Source organism: Lysinibacillus sp. CD3-6 (assembly GCF_006351725.2).
Lineage (GTDB): Bacteria > Bacillota > Bacilli > Bacillales_A > Planococcaceae > Lysinibacillus.
Genome location: NZ_CP085880.1, coordinates 2,132,085 through 2,152,166 on the forward strand (window position 1 = coordinate 2,132,085; position 20,082 = coordinate 2,152,166).

At 37.1% G+C, this 20,082-nt stretch carries 18 protein-coding genes and 1 pseudogene; 16 read left to right on the forward strand and 3 right to left on the reverse strand.

The window, feature by feature from the left end; translation table 11 throughout:
• Positions 1-68 precede the first annotated feature (68 nt).
• From FH508_RS10265 to FH508_RS10295, 7 genes are all read left to right on the forward strand, one after another.
• Complete coding sequence (locus FH508_RS10265) at positions 69-1,337, forward strand: cytosine permease (RefSeq protein ID WP_172771234.1); 1,269 nt, start codon at positions 69-71, stop codon at positions 1,335-1,337.
• The gene (locus tag FH508_RS10270) at positions 1,334-2,437 is read left to right on the forward strand and encodes an S-methyl thiohydantoin desulfurase family protein (RefSeq protein ID WP_172771235.1); all 1,104 of its coding nucleotides are present in this window, start codon (positions 1,334-1,336) and stop codon (positions 2,435-2,437) included. Before FH508_RS10265 ends, FH508_RS10270 begins: the two co-directional genes overlap by 4 nt.
• Entirely contained in the window at positions 2,430-3,980 is a 1,551-nt protein-coding gene (locus tag FH508_RS10275) for a hydantoinase/oxoprolinase N-terminal domain-containing protein (protein ID WP_172771236.1), read from the forward strand. The genes FH508_RS10270 and FH508_RS10275 overlap by 8 nt, the downstream gene beginning before the upstream one ends.
• A gap of 251 nt (positions 3,981-4,231) precedes the next feature.
• Positions 4,232-5,089 carry a patatin-like phospholipase family protein gene (locus FH508_RS10280; protein ID WP_172771237.1) on the forward strand — a complete coding sequence of 286 codons (858 nt, stop codon included), beginning with the start codon at positions 4,232-4,234 and terminating at the stop codon, positions 5,087-5,089.
• Between the two features lie 116 nt (positions 5,090-5,205).
• Positions 5,206-6,066: a LysR family transcriptional regulator gene (locus tag FH508_RS10285; protein ID WP_172771238.1), complete on the forward strand. Its 861-nt coding sequence runs from the start codon at positions 5,206-5,208 to the stop codon at positions 6,064-6,066.
• 48 nt (positions 6,067-6,114) lie between these two features.
• Positions 6,115-6,852 carry an urease accessory protein UreH domain-containing protein gene (locus tag FH508_RS10290; protein ID WP_172771239.1) on the forward strand — a complete coding sequence of 246 codons (738 nt, stop codon included), beginning with the start codon at positions 6,115-6,117 and terminating at the stop codon, positions 6,850-6,852.
• Between the two features lie 114 nt (positions 6,853-6,966).
• Positions 6,967-7,290: a YnfA family protein gene (locus FH508_RS10295; protein ID WP_172771240.1), complete on the forward strand. Its 324-nt coding sequence runs from the start codon at positions 6,967-6,969 to the stop codon at positions 7,288-7,290.
• 199 nt (positions 7,291-7,489) lie between these two features.
• Here FH508_RS10295 and FH508_RS10300 read toward each other — a convergent pair whose 3' ends face one another.
• The 3 genes and pseudogenes from FH508_RS10300 to FH508_RS10310 all read right to left on the reverse strand — a co-directional run bounded on the left by FH508_RS10300 (position 7,490) and on the right by FH508_RS10310 (position 10,700).
• Entirely contained in the window at positions 7,490-8,248 is a 759-nt protein-coding gene (locus tag FH508_RS10300) for a class I SAM-dependent methyltransferase (RefSeq protein WP_172771241.1), read from the reverse strand.
• 159 nt (positions 8,249-8,407) lie between these two features.
• Entirely contained in the window at positions 8,408-9,796 is a 1,389-nt protein-coding gene (gene nhaC, locus FH508_RS10305; protein ID WP_172771242.1) for a Na+/H+ antiporter NhaC, read from the reverse strand.
• A gap of 136 nt (positions 9,797-9,932) precedes the next feature.
• Positions 9,933-10,700, reverse strand: a pseudogene (locus FH508_RS10310) (sulfite exporter TauE/SafE family protein).
• A 384-nt stretch (positions 10,701-11,084) separates the two neighbouring features.
• Here FH508_RS10310 and FH508_RS10315 point away from each other — a divergent pair.
• The 9 genes from FH508_RS10315 to FH508_RS10355 all read left to right on the forward strand — a co-directional run bounded on the left by FH508_RS10315 (position 11,085) and on the right by FH508_RS10355 (position 19,912).
• Positions 11,085-11,708, forward strand: coding sequence for a DUF47 domain-containing protein (locus FH508_RS10315; RefSeq protein ID WP_172771243.1), 624 nt, complete (start codon positions 11,085-11,087; stop codon positions 11,706-11,708).
• Positions 11,709-11,726: 18 nt separating this feature from the next.
• Positions 11,727-12,743, forward strand: coding sequence for an inorganic phosphate transporter (locus tag FH508_RS10320; protein WP_172771244.1), 1,017 nt, complete (start codon positions 11,727-11,729; stop codon positions 12,741-12,743).
• A 163-nt stretch (positions 12,744-12,906) separates the two neighbouring features.
• On the forward strand, positions 12,907-13,605 hold the full coding sequence (locus FH508_RS10325) for a response regulator transcription factor (protein ID WP_172771245.1): 699 nt from the start codon (positions 12,907-12,909) through the stop codon (positions 13,603-13,605).
• Positions 13,602-15,050: a sensor histidine kinase gene (locus FH508_RS10330; RefSeq protein ID WP_172771246.1), complete on the forward strand. Its 1,449-nt coding sequence runs from the start codon at positions 13,602-13,604 to the stop codon at positions 15,048-15,050. Before FH508_RS10325 ends, FH508_RS10330 begins: the two co-directional genes overlap by 4 nt.
• The gene (locus FH508_RS10335) at positions 15,047-16,117 is read left to right on the forward strand and encodes a LolA family protein (RefSeq protein ID WP_172771247.1); all 1,071 of its coding nucleotides are present in this window, start codon (positions 15,047-15,049) and stop codon (positions 16,115-16,117) included. Before FH508_RS10330 ends, FH508_RS10335 begins: the two co-directional genes overlap by 4 nt.
• Positions 16,118-16,127: 10 nt before the next feature.
• On the forward strand, positions 16,128-16,349 hold the full coding sequence (locus FH508_RS10340) for a hypothetical protein (protein ID WP_172771248.1): 222 nt from the start codon (positions 16,128-16,130) through the stop codon (positions 16,347-16,349).
• 122 nt (positions 16,350-16,471) lie between these two features.
• On the forward strand, positions 16,472-16,975 hold the full coding sequence (locus FH508_RS10345; RefSeq protein ID WP_172771249.1) for a sigma-70 family RNA polymerase sigma factor: 504 nt from the start codon (positions 16,472-16,474) through the stop codon (positions 16,973-16,975).
• A complete protein-coding gene (locus FH508_RS10350; RefSeq protein ID WP_172771250.1) occupies positions 16,968-18,167 on the forward strand; it encodes a hypothetical protein in 1,200 nt (399 codons plus the stop codon). Before FH508_RS10345 ends, FH508_RS10350 begins: the two co-directional genes overlap by 8 nt.
• 299 nt (positions 18,168-18,466) lie before the next feature.
• A complete protein-coding gene (locus FH508_RS10355) occupies positions 18,467-19,912 on the forward strand; it encodes a GGDEF domain-containing protein (RefSeq protein ID WP_172771251.1) in 1,446 nt (481 codons plus the stop codon).
• Positions 19,913-20,082: the final 170 nt, after the last annotated feature.

Genomic DNA, 20,082 nt, shown 5'->3' on the forward strand with positions numbered 1-20,082 from the left:
GAACCATTACCATCTCTCTTATAATTAGATTCATTCAATTAAACAAGGAAGTATAAGGAGGGAGTATTATGAGAAACGAAGGCAATGAACAGTCCTGGTATAGTTTGGGTATTATTTGGGCTGGTGCGATGATTTGTATACCGAGTTTACTAGTAGGGAATACGCTTATATCAAGTATGACTTTACCGATGGCACTTACCGTAGCACTAGTGGGCTATACGATTGTTGTCATTATTATGGTGTTGCAAGGTATGCAAAGCAGTGATTTAGGAAAACCAACCGTTCATGTCGCAGGGCATGTGTTTGGTAAAACGGGATCTCGCACGATTTTGTCGATTATATTAGCTATCGCCTGCTTAGGCTGGTTTGGTATTCAAGCCAATGTGTGTGGGGTAGCGTTAGCGAATTTATTAGCGCATTTTAATGTGAATATACCAACGCCATTCGCTTCTTTCCTTAGTGGGTTGGTAATGGTGATTTCAGCAATTTATGGAATGAAAGTACTACGTGTATTAAGTTATATTGCCGTACCTTTATTAGTTGTCATTTGTATAGTTGGTTTAGTACAAACATTGAGTGGAGACCATCTGCAAATCATTTTGGATTACAAACCGACACAAACGATGAGCTTTATGGATGGCTTAGCTGTAACGATTGGTTCATTTGCTTTAGGAGCCGTTATAGCAGGTGATTATTCGCAATTTTCCAAAAAACGAGCTGATGTTTTTAAAGCAGCAACATTCGGCATTATCCCTGCAGGCATTTTAATGATTGGTGTAGGGGCTGTATTAACAATTGCTTATCAAACAAGTGATATTACGGCCGTCTTTTTAAATATTGCAACACCATTTATTGGCGGTGTGGCGTTAATTTTAGCAACATGGAAAACGAATTTGGTCAATGCCATTTCAGGAGGAATTGCTCTAATTAATGTCTTTAATGTCTCAAAGGAAAAAGAAAAAGTGGCAATCGGAATTGCTGGAACAGTTGGAACACTACTGGCTGTAGTCGGGATACTTAATTACTTTACACCAATTATGTCAATATTATCGGCGATGATACCACCAGTAGCGGGCGTAATGATTGCTTCATACTGGTTTATGAATAAAGGTAATAAAAATAGTTGGCATGAGGTAGAAGGGGTCAATCGTTTAGGTGTATTTTCATGGTTAGCAGGCGCAATTATTGCCAGTGCGCCAGTTGTTTTATCGTTATTCCCTGAGTTGCCTCAAATACCTAACCAGCCTTTAATCGGGATTGTCATTTCGTTTGTTATTTATTATATAGGGCATCGGGTAACTGTACAAAAATCGATACTATTGGAGGAAAATAGATGAGATATTTAGATAAAGAGGCAATTGAAAATATTGCAATTGGCGCAGCATTTTTAGGTACTGGAGGAGGCGGAGATCCTTACATCGGGAAGCTTATGGCACTTTCTGCAATTGAAAAAAATGGGCCTGTCAAATTGTATTCAGTTGATGAAATAGCAGATGAAGACTTTTTTATTCCTGCTGCAATGATGGGGGCGCCTTCTGTTTTAGTTGAGAAGTTTCCGCGTGGCGATGAATTCGTGAAAGTTTTCCAAAAGCTTGCTCAATATTTAGGGAAAGAGAAAATTGCAGGTACGTATCCAATGGAAGCTGGTGGCGTGAACTCAATGATTCCGATTGTAGTAGCTGCCCAGCTTGGCTTACCACTTATTGATTGTGATGGCATGGGACGTGCCTTCCCAGAATTGCAGATGGTGACATTCCATTTAGATGGGATATCAGCAACACCGATGGCGATTACTGATGAAAAAGGCAATATTGGTATTTTTGAAACGATTGATAATAAATGGACAGAACGACTAGCTCGTACGGCGACAGTAGAAATGGGCGCCAGTGCTTTAGTGAGCTTGTATCCTACAACTGGTGCACAAATGAAGAACAGTGGTGTACATCATATTATTACACTTTCGGAAAAAATTGGAGAAATCATAGCGTCAAAAAATAAAGAAGTAAATGACAAGTTACAAGAATTGCTGAACCTTGTTTCAGGCTTCGAATTATTCCAAGGTAAAATTGTAGATGTTATTCGTGAAACGAAGGGCGGCTTTAATCTTGGGAAGATGAATCTTGAAGGCATTGATGTCAATAAAGATGAACAGATGAAAGTCCATTTCCAAAATGAAAACCTGCTAGCAGAAAAAAATGAGCAAGTTGTTGCGATGACGCCAGATTTAATTTGTTTAGTAGATTACGAAACATTATTACCTGTCACAACAGAAAGTTTGAAATATGGCAAACGTGTACGTGTTATTGGCCTGCCTGCTCATGAAAAATGGCGCACGGCAAAAGGGATCGAAACAGCAGGTCCAAAATACTTTGGCTATGATTATGATTATGAGCCAATCGAGGAAATCGTCAAAAAGGGGGCAGCTGAACATGTATAAAATCGGAATTGATGTAGGTGGAACAAATACAGATGCTATCCTTTTAGATAACAATAATAAGCTAATTCATAGTGTGAAATCACCAACTAGCTTAGATATTAAAACGGGGATTGAAACGTCTTTACGAAATTTATTGCAAGACTTAGCCATTGATAAAACGCAAATTAGCCATGCCATGCTAGGCACAACACAATGTACGAATGCAATTGTAGAGCGTAAAAAACTAGCAAAAGTAGGTGTTATTCGTCTTGGCTATCCAGCAACAGCATCAGTATTGCCATATACTGCTTGGCCGCAAGATATGGTGGACAACCTATCAGGGAATTATGCTTTAGTACATGGTGGCTATGAATATGACGGGCAAGTATTAAGTCAGCTTGACGAAAATGAAATACGATCGCTATTAGAGGGCTGGCGACAAGAAGTAGAGTCTATCGCTATCGTTGGGGTCTTTTCTTCTATTAAAAATGATCAAGAATTGAAGGTTCGTAATATTATTCAACAAGTGTATGGCGACGAGTTTCCTATTTCTTGTTCTTCCTTAATAGGTTCAGTGGGATTAATTGAACGTGAAAATGCAACAATCCTAAACGCAGCTCTTTGCAAAGTAATTGAAACAACAACACAAGGCTTCGTTCATGCATTGCAAACAGAGGGTATATTTAATGCGGAAGTATATTTATGTCAAAATGATGGAACGTTAATGTCGATTGATTATGCAAAACAATTCCCTATACTAACAATTGCTTGTGGACCGACGAACAGTATTCGCGGTGCATCGTATTTATCACAAATTAAAGATACGATGGTGTTGGATGTTGGTGGAACAACTTCTGATATTGGTGTCCTACAGGATGGTTTTCCAAGAGAATCGTCTGTCGCTGTAGAAGTAGGGGATATCCGCACAAACTTTAGAATGCCCGATATTATTTCGGTTGGACTAGGCGGAGGTAGTATCGTTCGTGTTAATGATGGCAAGATTACGGTTGGCCCTGATAGTGTAGGCTATAAAATTAGCCAAGAAGCACTTGTCTTTGGAGGCGACACGCTTACAACAACAGATATTGCTGTGCGTTTAGGTCTTGCAAATATAGGAGATCGTAGTTTAGTAGCTCATCTTGATGAAGCATTTGCCAAAGATGTACAAAAAGAAATGGCGTCGTTACTTGAGCAGGCTATTGATAAAATGAAAACTTCATCAGAGGATGTGCAACTCGTTTTAGTCGGTGGGGGCAGTATTATTGTACCTGAATCATTACGTGGGGTCGCTAGCGTTATTAAAAATGAACATGGGAGTGTTGCCAATGCAATTGGCGCATCCATTGCTCAAATTAGCGGGCAATATGAACAGATTTACATTTATGCAAAAGAGCCACGTGAAGAGTCATTGAAAGACGCACAAAATAAAGCAGTGAAGCAAGCGGTTTTAGCTGGAGCACTTCCAGAGACGATTGAATTAGTAGAAGTGGAAGAAACGCCACTTGCTTATCATCCAGAAAACGCCACGAGATTAAAAGTAAAAGTTGTCGGCAAAATGGCGTAAAGAAGGAAGTTCCTTTTAATAGGCTCTTCGCAGACTATAGACAAACTCGAAAAGTACGAGATTGTCTATAGTCTTTTTTTGTAGTCGTTGAATGCAGTAATCGCGGGTAAACCTGAGGGAATCGCAGATAAACTTAGCAGAACCTCTAGAATAAGAATGGCAAGGCCGCGAAATAATACTTGAAAATAAATAAGAAAGTCTACGCTTATTGCGGTAAACTAAAAGGAACAATAGAGTGAAAGAGTGATTGCATGCTACAAGTGAATGTGGAGGATTCAAGTTTAATATTGGAAGGTGGAACGTTTCGTACATTGTTTACATCTGGTGTACTCGATGCTTTTTTAGAGCATGATATTATGATGCCCTATGTTGTAGGTATTTCAGCAGGTGCTATCAATGCTTGCTCCTATGTGTCACAGCAAAAGGAACGTTCTTTACGTGTATTAATGGATTACCGTCACGATAAGCGTTATATGGGCTTGAAAAATTTCCTGAAGGAAAAGAGCTTATTTGGCTTAGACTTTGCCTATAATGTGATTCCGAATGAGTTAGATATTTTTGATTGGGATACGTACAAGCGATATGATGGGAAATTACTGTTTGGTGTAACGAATGCAGCAACAGGGCAAGTTGAGTATATGGATGCAAAAGAAATGGATCGACAATGTATGATGTTGCGTGCAACATGTGCTATACCTATCCTTTTTCCAGAAATCAAACTAAATAATACGCCATATTACGATGGTGGTTTAGCAGAGCCTATTCCGATAATGCATGGTGTCGAAAACGGTTTTAAAAAACATGTACTTGTGTTAACTCGGCCTAAAGGCTATCGAAAACAAATGGATCGTCAAAGCAAGTGGGCTATGAAACTATTAGCGAAACGTTATCCTAATTTGGTGAAAAGCATGCAAAAACGTGCAGACCATTATAACGCTTCACTTGAATATTGTGAGCAGTTGGAGGCACAAGGAAAAGCATTTATATTCCGCCCAACACAAGCGCTCAATAGTTTTGAGAAAGATACAGTGCAAATGCGTAAAAATTACGACATGGGCTACGAGCAAGCAATGCAACAAATAGATGCATTGAAGCAATTTTTAAAATGACTTAATATTCGTATTTAGAAGGGGAGTGCCTTATTTGACATATGGTCTCCCCTTTATCCTTCAAGTTACAATACAATTTCGTTATAATAAATCAAAAACTAGAAGAGGCATTGTCTATGGAAACAGAATGGTTACGTACGTTTATCGTAGCAGCGAAAACTGAAAATTTTCGTGAGACGGCAGAAATACGCTTTATTACCCAATCTACAGTATCGAAACATATTCAGCATCTAGAAAAGGAATTGCAATCATCGCTTTTTGAACGGCAAACAAAACAGGTAAAACTAAATTACATTGGGGCACACTTTTTAAGGCATGCTGAAAAAGTGGTAGCAACCATTGATGAAGCATTACATAGTACACAGTCTTTGAAAAGCGGTTTTACTTCACATTTAACAATTGGCGTAGCACCGCAAATTGCGAATTCAACATTACCCGCTATTATTAATCATTTTCAACAACAAAAACCTAGCATTCAGCTTTCAATAGAACTGTTAAAATCCAATGAAATTGGAGAAGCGGTGTATGCTGGAGCTGTCGATATAGGTATATCGAAATTAACATCCACACGTGCTATCCATATGGAAATGCTTGCTCAAGAGCCACTCCAACTAATCGTACCGATAGGAAAAAAATTTACTGATCCAATGACGCTTCTACAGCAAGAAACGATTTTAACTCATGAATATGCACCATATTGGCAGGAGGTACAGCAAGTACTTCAGCAATTGCCAAGCTATAAAAGCATGCAGCTTAATCAAACCGAAGTCATAAAAAACTTTGTGAAGCAAGGCTTAGGTATAGCCTTTTTACCGAAAAGTGTTATCGAAGCTGCCTATCATGGGCAATTGCTTCATAGTTATTCGATAAAAGAGTTTTCACATATTGTGTCAAACACTTATTTTTTAGCTAAATACGTTACTGTAGATATAGAAGCATTTTTGGCTGTTTGTTATGACATCTATAATAAAAGGTGATGACTGACCGTTGTGCAGGTCATTACGAGGATTGAAGGTGATAGTAGCATGTATAGTTTGATGTCTGAAATTAGTCGTATCGTAAGTGGACCAATTACTTTATTTTTAAACTCCTATGAACATTCTCCACTCATAATAGCGTTACTTTTAGGGTTAGTAGGCGCACTTGCACCTTGTCAATTAACTGGCAATATGAGTGCTATTACTTTCTATGGTAATCGCACGATTCAAATGAAAAATAATTTTGGGGAAGTAATATTTTTTATCATCGGTAAGGTTGTTGTGTTTAGTTTAATCGGATTATTTGCGTGGCTATTTGGTCAATCATTTGAAACGTCAATGACTAGCTATTTTCCAATTTTTCGAAAGGTGATCGGGCCAATTATGTTGTTGACTGGCCTTGTCCTAATTGGTATTTTAAAATTAAAATGGCTAAATCAAATGGCAACACGTATCCCACTTGTATTGAAAGAAGGAAAGCTTGGTTCATTTATAATGGGGGCTTGTTTTGCCATTGCCTTTTGTCCAACGATGTTTGTGCTCTTTTTCGTTTGGCTCATGCCGACAGTTGTTACAACTTCATACGGCTTTATTTTGCCTGCGATTTTCGGCGTTGCGACTTCATTGCCATTAACCTTAATGCTGACACTTATCCATTTGTTTGATACAAAACGTTTTATTATGAAAACAAGTATGAAAATGGGAAGGGTAATACAAATCGTAGCAGGTATTATTTTAATCATTATTGGTGTAACGGACACGATTACATATTGGGGCGCTTCATGAGGTGATGTTGAAGCAGGCATCTCCTTGTACCCAATGGGGTTCTTTCTTGCATGAAACATAGTAGAATTTTTACATAGCGGTATCTCAAATAATATTAGAAGAAAGTGAGAAAACATGATTTACGCAATTATATTATTTATCGTAGCAGGCATTGGCGAAATTGGAGGGGGCTATTTAATTTGGCTTTGGTTAAGGGAAGGTAAACCATTTTATTGGGGCATTTTTGGTGGGATTGCATTAGCATTATATGGCGTCGTTGCAACCTTTCAATCATTCCCAACTTTCGGTAGAGTCTATGCAGCATATGGAGGCGTCTTTATTGTGCTTTCCGTATTGTGGGGCTGGGGAATAGATAAGCAAAAGCCAGATATGTTAGATTTAATTGGTGCTGGCATTTGTATAGTAGGGGTCATGGTAATGTTATGGCCTCGTTCATAATACGAGGCGGAGACAATGAGCAAAAGTGGTAGATTGATTACAGTCAATCTAACACTTTTTTGCTTCTACGACGGTTGCTTTCCATAGGTTTATGGCGAAATCTCATGTCTTTGTGGAGATTCACGGGACTCTGCTGGCGATTTAACTAGGTTTACAGTAGTCTGTTACGTCTTAAGCTGCGTCACCGCCCCGTGTATTTTTAGCATTTCGTCGCAACAAAACGTAATCGCCAATAATCGGCAATCCATTGTTTGTCTTGATAATATGTTGGCTGTAATAATTCTTCACATTTAGCGTAAACTAGCTCCTTTTCATCGTCATTTAATTGCTGAAGGATATTATTGCTAAACATGACTAACCAATTGCGTAAGCCATCGTCACCTTGAAGTGGGGTCGGTCGTTCATATAAAGTAATCATTTGAACAGTAAAGCCGACATTTTCTAGCATTGATTGATATTCCTCGGCCGCAGGAAAATACCATGGGAAATATTGCTCCTCATATGGAAGCTGAAGTTCTTCCATACTTTGTCTAAGTGCCCCGACGATTGAAGCGATATTCCCTTGACCACCCATTTCAGCAACAAAACGTCCGTGTTGTTTCAGGGCTCGGTAAATATTGTCGATAACTTTTTCCTGTTGTTTCATCCAATGTAGTGCAGCATTTGAAAATACTGCGTCAAACTGATGTGAATAGTCCATCGTCGCTGCATCCTGTGTATCAAACGTAAGCGTCGGGAATTTTTGCTGAGCACTGTTAATCATGTCATTTGAAGCATCAATGCCTAAAACGACAGCCCCAGCAAGTGCAATTTCATTTGCTAAATCTCCAGTTCCACAGCCAACATCTAAAATATGTTCATGTTTTTGTGGTGCAAGTAAGTCCACTAAATTTTCCCCGAATTTTGAGACAAAGTCATGCTTTTGATCGTATAGGTTTGCATTCCATTTTGTTGTCATCGTTAATTCATCTCCTTTGTTTTTAGCATATCAAAGCGTTTTATAAATCAGAAATGCGAAAAAGTGGATGTTTTGATTCCAATTTGGAATGATGTAATAGAAAAAAATCTGCTAGTAATCTACGAGTAATAATGTAGAATGCTAGCAGATTTATTAATGCTAATCTAATTTTTCAAGCTTTGTTAACGTTTTGCCACTCCAGCCGAAGAGTATCGTTAAAATTGGACCAAGTAAACAGAAGAAGGTGAATGGAAGATAAGTTGTCGTGGAGATATCTAGTACACTAGCGATAAAAATACCACATACACTCCAAGGCACAAGTGGATTGACAACAGTACCAGCATCCTCCATTACTCGTGATAGATTTTTTGGCGCAAGTCCGACCTTTGCGAACTGAGCTTTAAAAGCTTCACCTGTTAGTAAAATGGATAAGTACTGCTCACCGATTAATGTATTGACGCCAATCCCAGTAAGAGCTGCACCCGTAATTACTGAGCCAGCACTTGTAAATAAACTTTCAACTTTTGCTAAAATACTTTGAATAATACCGAGTGTAAATAAAAGACCACCCATTGATAACGCAAGTAAAACTAGCGCAATGGTAAATAGCATACTATTCATACCGCCACGTGTCAGCAGTGCATCTACTTCCTCATTCCCCGTATCAGAAACATAACCATTAAAAAGCATTTCGAATACATGAGATAATGCAAGTGGTTCTTGAATGTAAGCAAGCCCAACACCAACGATAGAGACAACTGCAAGTGTAATAAGTGCAGGAGCTTTATATAATGTCATAATGATAAGCACAACGATTGGTAGTAATGTATACCAATGAATTAGACCTGTAGAAAGTAACCCTACTTTAAATTGTTCAACCGTTTCAAAAGAAGTATTGGCGCTAGATGGTGATAACAAGGCATACAGAACAAATGAAATAATGAAGGCGGGAATTGTCGTCCAACCCATATTTTTTATATGCTCAAAAAGGTCTACGCCTACCGTACCAGATGCTAGATTAGTAGTATCGGATAGTGGTGACATTTTATCTCCGAAAAAGGCGCCTGAAACGATTGCACCAGCTGTTATTGCTAATGAAATATCCATCGCACCCGCAATTCCCATAAATGCTACCCCAACTGTTGCAACGGTTGTTAGTGAACTACCAACTGAAATACCGACTATGCTACAAATTAGAAAAACGATTGCAAAGAAAAAGCTAGGTGATACAGTTAAAAAGCCGTAGTAAATGAGTGTTGGAATCGTACCACCCATAATCCAACTGGAAATTAAAATACCGATAAAGAAGAAAATAAAGACTGCACCTAAACCAGCGCTAGCGCCTGCAATCATCCCAGACTCAAGCTCACGAAACGGAACTTTTTTTAGAAGACCATAGGCAATTAAAATCGAAATAACTAAAACAATCGGAATATGCGGTGTTGCCTTTAAATAGCCAATACTAATTGCCATTGTAGCAATAATTAAAAGTGTAATGAAGCAAGCCTCAAAAAATCGAGGGTTACTTTTTGCTTCAATTCGAAACATATGAATCCTCCTACAAAATACTTTTTCGCTTCAATGCGGTGAAGCCCAAAAGTATTATAGCACGCTAGCGATTAATGTCAATTGATTGAAAATTCAAATAAAAAGCAGGCGGCAATAATTATTGCTGCCTGCTTAATTAATGTGCGCCAATATAATCCCATGCATTTTTCACAATTAAGATACAGGTCATAATAATAAAAATAATTCGCATTTATTTCGTACCTCGAGTTAACGCAAATTTAGAACCTAAAATGGCGCCGAAAATCATCACGAAGCCCATTGGTAAACCGTACAGAAAATTAACTTGTCCTAATACTAAAAACATTGCAAGAGCTGCTAAATTTGAAGTGAAATTAAATGCTTTTGCATTACCTGCAGCTTGTAAGAAGTCATTACCCATCATTAATAAGATAAAGATGAAAAAAGAACCTGTTCCTGGACCGAAAAATCCGTCGTAAAAACCGATTGCAGCAAAAGCACAAAGGAACCCAAGTTTTTTCCCAATACTTAAAATGCGTTGATGAGGTTGTTGTCCCCAATCTTTTTTAAAAATTGTATAAGTAGCTACAAGTACGAGCATAACAAGCATAAGTGGCTTTAAAATGGACGGAGACACGAGGTGTACGGTGTATGCGCCAATTAGTGAGCCAACAAAAATAAAGGGTAAGATTTTACCTATTTTTTTAAAGTCGACTTTACCTGCTCGTAAAAATGTTAGCATGCTTGTTCCATTACTAATGGTATTCGCCAGTTTGTTTGTTGCTATTGCTGTGCTTGGAGGTAAGCCAACTGCCATTAATGCTGGCAGAGAAATCAATCCGCCACCACCGACAATTGCATTCAAAAAGGATGCGATAAAGCCAAAAACTAATAATGTTCCGAGTGAGAGTAAATTAATATCCATATAAAGTAGTACACATCCTTATGATATCATTGCTATCTTGTAAGCGTACTGTGAATGGCTAAAAATAACAATGGGGTTTGTAGTTTTTGTGAAAAGAACCTTTACAATTCCTTTACATTTAAAAATAAAAAGAAAAAAGTTTTTTCAAGTATTTTTATAAAAATGAAAGAAAAAACGTTACATTTCACAGCAAAAAACACGTTTTTGTTAGAAGATTTCCAACGTTTGTAACTTGTTAAAGCCTATTGGAAGTAAATGTGGCGATTTTTATATTACATTATTGTAAATTCAATTTATTTATCTTTAAAGTTATGTAGAATTATGTAAAGGTTTTGTTATGATGGTTGCAGCAATCGACAATATTTAATCAACAGGAGGAACATAATGTTCAACTCAAGCAAGCAAGATCCATTTTTCCAGGCATTATTAAAAATCTCTCAAAATGTGAAAGAAGGCATTTACTACGCACATAATGCGCGTATTCAAGATAATATTGATGCATTGAAAGAAATTGCCGATACAATGAAACAATATGAAACAAGCGGTGACAAATTAATTCATGAGCTTATCGTCATGCTTAATAAATCTTTTATGACACCGATTGAACGTGAAGATATTTTAGCATTAGCAAATAAATTAGATGACGTAATCGATGGGATGGAAGGTTGTATTGCTCATTTTAATATGTATAACTTAACAGAAGTAACAGAGCCAATGCGCCAATTCCTTACTTATATTGCGAAAAGTACAGATGAAATGGTACAAGCAATGGAACTGTTAAATAATAAAAAGCTTGTTGAAATGCGTAAACATGCAATTCAAATTAAAGATTATGAACGTGAATGTGATGAGATTTTCCGTTCTTCTATGAAGCAATTATTTATTCAAGAAAAAGATCCAATGCGTCTTATCGTATTCAAAGATATTTATGAACAATTCGAAGATATTGCAGATTGCTGCCAAACAGTAGCAAATACAATTGAAACAATAATTATGCGAAATGCGTAAGATGGAGTGTACTAAATAATGGATACGATATTACTGATAACAATATTAGTCGTTATGTTCGCACTTATATTCGATTTCATTAACGGCTTCCATGATACAGCTAATGCGATTGCAACATCTGTATCAACACGTGCATTAAAGCCCCGCACGGCCGTTTATATGGCTGCAGTAATGAACTTTATCGGTGCTATTACGTTTGTGGGTGTTGCAAAGGCGCTAACGAAGGATATTGTTGACCCTTTCACCTTAAATACTTATGACGGTGATATTACAGGTTCAGTTGTTATTTTAGCAGCATTACTTTCAGCGATTACATGGAACTTGTTAACGTGGTATTTCGGAATACCATCAAGTTCCTCTCATACATTAATAGGTTCTGTAGCTGGGGCAGCAATTGCAGCAGCAGGCTTTGATATTCTAAATTACGCAGGTTTCATTAAAATACTTCAAGCGCTTATTTTCTCACCATTACTTGCGTTTGCTGCTGGTTTTTTAATGATGTCAATATTTAAAGTAGTCTTTAAAGATATGAATTTATATCGTACGAATAAAGGATTCCGTACAGTGCAAATCGGTACAGCGGCATTACAATCATTTACACATGGTACAAACGATGCGCAAAAGGCGATGGGGATTATTACACTTGCATTAATTGCAGGTGGTTTACACCAAGGAGACGATATTCCGTTTTGGGTACGTTTTGCAGCTGCATGTGCGATGGGTCTTGGGACATCAGTAGGTGGTTACAAAATTATTAAAACAGTGGGTGGTAAGATTATGAAAATCCGCCCAGTTAATGGTGTAGCAGCAGACTTAGCATCAGCTTCCATTATTTTCGGTGCGACGCTAATCCATTTGCCTGTTTCGACAACACACGTTATTTCATCTTCCATTATGGGTGTAGGTACTGCACATCGTGTCAAAGGTGTTAAATGGGGGATGGCGCGTAAAATTGTGACGACTTGGGTTATTACAATGCCAATCTCAGCTGTCATGGCAGCCACAATTTACTTTATCTTAAGCTTATTTTTCTAAAATAGATTGAAGGAATGCACAATTGATGTGCATTCTTTTTTTATTTCGTTTTTGATTTGCCCTTGTTAATACAGATAAGTCCATCTAAGGTAATTATAAAGAAAGTATAAAGTTCAAAGGAAATGCAACAATCCGTAGTAATGTTAATACAGGAGGAAAACAGATGAGTGAAAAGCTATTACTTATTGAAGATGATCCCGCAATAGGACGCATTGTAAAAGATACGCTTGAACAAGAAGGATATGAAGTCACTTGGGCGACAACTGGTTTAGAAGGTCTAGCAGATTTTCAAGCACAATCATTTGATTTAGTATTAGTCGATTGGATGCTACCTGAAATGGATGGCCTAACCGTATGTCAAAATATTCGCTGGGAAAGTGATGTGCCAATCCTTATGATGAGCGCTCGTAAAGAAGAAGCGGATAAGGTTGAAGGGTTACAAGGAGCGGATGATTACTTAGCAAAGCCATTTAGCTTAGCAGAATTAAAGGCACGTGTTGCTTCTCATCTACGTCGATGGCAACGCTTTAAGAAAATAGAAATGACAGATCACGTAGCAACATTTGATTTTGGTTTAGTAATTGACTGGCAAAAAGAAATAACGACACTGCAAAATAAAGAATTAACCTTAACACAAAAAGAATTTGCTCTTTTAAAACTACTTGCGAAAAACCCTGGTCAAACATTTTCCAAAGAAGAGCTATATCAGCATATTTGGCAGCAAGCCAGTGTAGATGAAACACATACAGTCACAGTACATATTAAAGCACTGCGGGAAAAACTACAGGATCCTGTTAAAAGCCCACATTATATTCAAACAGTTTGGGGCAAGGGCTATCGCTTTATTGGAGAACGGTTATGAAAATTAAAACTTGGCTACTAACCATGTTTTTTATCGTTATGATTGTACCGATTGGCGGGGCATATGGCTTATATATGTGGGTAAACGCATATTACCATGATAAAAGCTTTGCAGAGTATATGGAAAAATGGACTGAACTAAATCGTGTAAAATCAGTTCTTAACGACCCATTGTTATATAGAAAAAATGCCGATTTGCAAGAGGTGAAAGCACTTACGAGCGATCAACTTGCTATTACGCTGTATGCGAAATCTGGTTTTGTTTATTATTCTTCAAATCCTTTACATTCTGGTTTTGTTTCAAGGGAACTTATTATGAAAAACTTATTTGAATTACAGCAAAAATACAATGCGTTTACGTACAAAGAACCTATTTATCAAAAAGGTGATTTAGTTGGATTTTATGAAATTCAATTAGTGAGGAAGGACTGGGTCCAAGCTGTAGAGAGGCGTTCGTGGCTTGTTATTGCTAGCACGATAACACTATTTTTAGCAATTTATGTGACAGTAATTTTATTGCTTAATCGTAAATTGAATCGGCCTTTACAAAAGTTAATGGAACAAATGCATGCGTTTGGTAAAGGAAAACATGTTGAATCTGTTATTGCTGCAAGAAAAGATGAAATTGGTGAACTTGCAAAGACTTTCATAAGTATGCAAAGTGAAATTGAAACAGCACGTGCACATTTAAAAGAAGAACAGCAACAAAAAGAGCTGATGATTGCCAGTATTTCACATGATTTAAAAACACCTTTAACCTCGATACAAGCATATGCTGAAAGTTTACAAAACCCTTCACTCTCTTCTCACATAAAGGAGGAATATCAAGCTGTTATACTAACGAAGGCAGTGGATATGAAGGACATGCTAGAAGATTTACTAATGTATACATTGCTTCAATCTACAAGCTACGATGTATCACTTGTTCAAGTAGAAGGACAGGAATTTTTTGATATGGCGATTTCAGAATATGAACCACTTTGTCAAAGAAAAGGATTTTCGCTACATACATTATGTGATGTTGAGGGGGCATATGCTGTTCATCCTTCACAAATGCAACGTGTGATCGATAACTTAATGAGCAATGCGACACATTTTGGAACATCTGGCACTACGATTGGTTTAGCGGCTATTAGTAATCGTAAACTTGATTGGGGCTTTGACTTTGTCAATGCAGCGCTTTCCCAAACGAAAGGAATGTATTTAGTTGTGCAAAATAGTGGGGAAGGTGTATGTGAACAAGAAATCAATCAATTATTTGAACCAATGTATCAATCCGATCATGCCAGAACAAAGACAGGACAACGAGGAACTGGGCTTGGTCTTAGCATAGCAAAACAAATTATTGAAAAACATGGTGGAACCGTAAATATGGTATCACAACAAGGTGTTGGGACAGCAGTGCTCTGCTGGTTACCGCCATACAAAGGAGCAGATAAGGAATGAAATGGAAAAGAACATTATGTGTAGGCGGAATGATTGCATTCCTAACGATTAGTTTAGTTGGCTGCAATTCAGAGGCATCTTATTCGCCACAGGAGATAATCGACCAGGCTTTACAGGAAACAAAAGAGCTAGAAAGCTATTATGGTGAATATACTATGGATATAGATGAAACTGAGGGCGCTACCGTGAAGGAGTGGATGAAGGATGGTAAACGCCGAATTGAAATGTCAGTCGATGAAGATTATGTAATTGCAGTTAATGATGGTAAGCAAGTTATTACTTTTAGTAAAAAAGAAAACAAAGCGTCCATTATGACATTTGAAAATGGAGAATTAGAAGAGTTAATGGGAAGATCGGCAAAAGATAATGCCCAAGTCTTATTAAACTTAGTAAAGGATTCCCATGACATTGCCATAGCGGGTGAAGAAAAAATTGCTGGAAGAGATGCTTATCATATAACGGCAAAAGCACAAAAAAAGAATACACTACTAGGCGACATTGAAGTGTGGATTGATAAAAAAACGTGGTTAACGTTAAAAACCATTACGACGAACGCTGGTATTGTAACGCAACAACAGTACACGAAGCTTGAAGTGAATAAGAAAATAGATGATGCGTTGTTTGCTTATGATATACCAGAAGGTGCAACAATCGAGCAAATTGATACGCAAGATCAAACGACATCTGCGACAATGGATGAGGTGAAAAAACAGCTTGGTAATTTTTTAATACTACCTGAAAAAGATGGGGTGACTCTATCAACGATACTAGATATGAAAGTAGAAGAACGTCCAGAATTTTCATTTGAATATGAAAAAGAGGAGCAACCTGCATTTTCAGTGTCAGTGTTTAAAGTTGTGAGTAATTATGAAACGTTTGGTGGTAGTCTTGCGAATGAAGAAGATATACAAGTACGAGGTCAAGAAGGGACTTATATGGAATTAGGAGATCGCTTCGTTATTAGTTGGAATGAAAATGGCTACCAATACAGCATTCTTACTGAAAACCCTGATTTGACAAAAGAAGAAATACTAACATATGCGAAGGAAATGACTATTGTTCAGTGAGGTGAACGGTATGCAGAAGGCTAATTTTATTAAATGCTTTGCGTTATTTTTATTTACTACTAGCTTTTTATATGGGGTCGGAGAAACCTATAATATCTCATGGCTTGCATTTCAATTTTTAGGACAGTACGATGCTGAAGGCTTTTATTTTAGCTTTAGTTCCCTAATCCCTGTCTTCGGCGGCTTGTTTATGGTTGGGGTATACGAAACACTCGTTAAACGATTTATTTAAATAGTAGAAAATCCACTATAGAAATTAAGTGGATTTTCTCTTTTTTTGTGTATTTATATAAAATTTTTACATAAGTTGAAACGGCCATCTATTGGTAATCGTTTATAGTGTAAGAGGAGGAGGTGGACAGCATTCTTGAAAAAATTATCGATGATCATGCAGAGCATTTGCTTCGCCTCGCCTATTTTTACGTTAAAAATCGGCATGTAGCAGAGGATATTGTGCAAGAAGTGTTTATAAAATTTTCAGAGCATGCCTATGAGGAACGAGGACAGCTACGCGCTTATTTATCGAAGCTGACGATTAATAAAAGCAAAGATTATTTAAAAAGCTGGCATTATAAAAAATGTGTTTTACAGGAAAAACTATTTCTTACACAGGCCAAAAGACAGCGAGATGCACTAATTGAAGCGGAGGAAAAATCACAAATTGGAGCCGCAATCCTAAATCTTCCGCTGGCATATAGAGAACCGATACTACTTTATTATTATGAAGAAATGAAGATTGCTGATATTGCCCAAGTGCTTGCAATTCCTGAAAATACTGTGAAAACAAGACTTAAAAGGGCACGTGAAGCATTAAAGCCACATTTAGGGGAGCAATGGGAGGTGTTATTACATGAATGACGTTAAAAAAGAACTGATTAAAATAGCAGGGGATATGTTACCGAGTAAAGAACGTGTCAAACAACGTGTTTTACAGCGTCATGAAGTACAACCTAAAAAGACCATTCGCTTTAGAGTAATAGCCGCTATTGTGACGCTATGTTTAGTAGGATTCGTCATACAGCTTTTAGATAGTGATAAAAAACAGACGGCATCACTATTTAATCAGACCCAGCTCGCCTATTATGAAGATATTTTAAAAATTATTTCGTTTAATCCAGATAGAGAATCTAATATAGAAGAGGCGTATGAACGCTATGAAAAGCGTGTTGCGTCCTATTATTTTGCCGAGTCTCTTGGTATCGAAAGTACAAAAGAAGAACGAGAGCTCGAAGGAAAAAGTCGCTATGAAGAGTTGCAAATGTATCAGGAATCACCTGAATATGCCAAGCTCTTTGAAAAACAAGGATTAAAAGGTTATTTTACAAAGTATATTGAGCCGATGTTACCAATGTTGGTAGCAGAGAAAAAACTTATAACAATATACGCCGAAAAGTATCCAACATTTCCGAATTGGATTGTAGAGGATATTGCTACTCGGGATGCGCTTCACTACTTTAATGCACATTTTTCAGAACAGGCGAAGGCCTTTCAGGAGGAATTGGGCTTAGAAAATTATTCAAATATCCGTCAAGGAACAAACCACATTGGGACCGTTGTTGCAGTCCAAGGTAATACCTTTTTACATGTTGAAGGGGCTGTTCCAGAGGATATTGCAGATTTGACGCAGGAACAAATTATAGACAAATACCATAACGCTACATGGTATCCTCTTATCGGTAATATGGCATTGCAAAAAGGAGATTATGTTGCCGTCCAGTCAGTGGGCGGGGGTACAGTTGAAGAAGATGGATTGGTAAACCAATATGGTTTAGTAGATGAAATAGAATTATTAGAGCCTACTGTTACAAAAAAGCTTACCCCTGAAAATAAAGATGAAGTGAAACAATTTCTTCAACAAATAACTTGGAGAGTAAAAGAAAAAAACATTGAGAGACCACCAAATTATTCTTTTATTATAGATGAAAATCGAGTGGACATTTGGGAAGGATATGGCAATTCACTTTGGCTACAAGTGCAGGAATATGGTGAAATACAACTTAGTCAAGAAAGGGCTAACGAATTTAAAGCACTCTTAAAAATTGAAGAATGAATTTAAGTCTCCAATAAAGTTCCATCAGACTGTAGACAAACTCGAAAAAATTCGCGTTTGTCTACAGTCTATTTTCATTTGACTGTTTGTTATGTAGATTTTCGATGCAGTGAAAACTTTCTGTCACGTTCAACAGTATGTCGTAGAAGTGCTGCTGTTGTAAATTGAAAATTCAAAATTATTTGAGTGACTGGCACTTTTTGCTCATTAATTGGAAAATAAATAAGGATAAAGAATTGTAATATTTTATAAGCAAATGTAGTATTAAGGAAGTGGGGTATGAAAAAGGAGGGTGCGGTATGGATTTACAAGAATTTGAAGAACTATGGATTACGCTAGATGAATTATATAGTGCAAATCGCTATTTAGAATATATCGAGTTAAGCAGTGCCGCTATTGAAAGTGCCAATGCACTAGCTCTGTACGATAAAGCAATGCATTTATTGCGTTATAGCTGTATTAGCTATTTTCAAGTGGGGGATCTCCAAATATCCATTAATTTACTAGAAAAATACCGTGAACTGACTTTTTTATATGGCGATGATATCGATATCATTCAATATTATTCTCTTGCCTCCATTTATTGGGGAACATTCGGGCATTTAAAAAAGGCGGAAGAGCTTTTAATGAAAGGTCTCGAAATTGCAAAGCGTATACAACATATAGAAAGCTTAGGTAAAATTTATAATAATTTGAGTGGTTTAGAAATTGAACTCGGTAAGTATGCAAAGGCAAAGAGACTTGCATTAAAGAGTTTGTTCTATGCCAATGAATGTGAAATGAAACATGATGAACCCTATAAAAGTATTATACATTCTAAGACCAATTTAGCTACAGCGCATATTTGGCTGAAGGAATATGAAGAAGCAGATGTTCTGATACAAGAGTTGCTTATGACGATTAAGGACCCTCCCTATAATAAGGCTCAATTAGAGGTGTTTAATGCTCAAGCATTACTGTTTGAAAAACAAGGATATATCGGCGAAGCGATTGATATGTACCAAAAATCCAAGCATTATGCATTGCAAAATAATGATTTATCATTGTTACAAACCATCTACAATTCATTAGTTAAGCTTATTGAAGAGCAGGGAAATAAGATTATATTAAGTGCCGTCCAAAAGGAATATATTAATATATTATTAGAGATGCAAAGAGAGAATTATACGCAAGTGTTATTTGAAATGGAATATAACGATCAAAAGAAACATCTTGAAAGAACTTCCTACATCGATCCACTTACAAATATATATAATCGCCGCTATTTTGATGAACATGCGAAAGCAATGGTGGAAAGTGTATCACATGATCAAAAATTAGCTTTACTCATGATTGATTTAGATCATTTTAAATCCATAAATGACTCCAATGGTCATTTATTTGGCGATGACGCCTTAACAATGACCGCCACCACATTGCAACAATTTTTCCAGCCGTACAAATCTATTGTGGCCCGCTTTGGCGGTGATGAATTTATTGTTCTCATCCACTTAAGAGAAGAAGAATCCATCGCCATAATAGCTCAAAATTTATACAATACTTTAACTTCCCTTGTCTTAACAGTAGATAATGATGTTGTACAATTGGAGTTTAGTATAGGTGTTAGTACCAACGAAGATGTTCACATAACGAACGTAGAGCAATTAATCCATTATGCTGATAGTGCGCTTTATACGTCAAAACGAAATGGACGTAACCAACTAACGCTCTATAACCAATATAGCAATGTGGGAAATAGTAAATAAAGTAATAAAAAGGTAATTTATTCAATATGTTTAATGCATTCATACAAATGAAATGAAGTTAGTTTCCGCGACCTTTATGTAGGACATAGAACAATACAATACATTACGAGCAAACGTAGTGTATTGTATTGTTTGTGTAAAGGGAGCGGATTTTTGTGTTAAGGACTAGC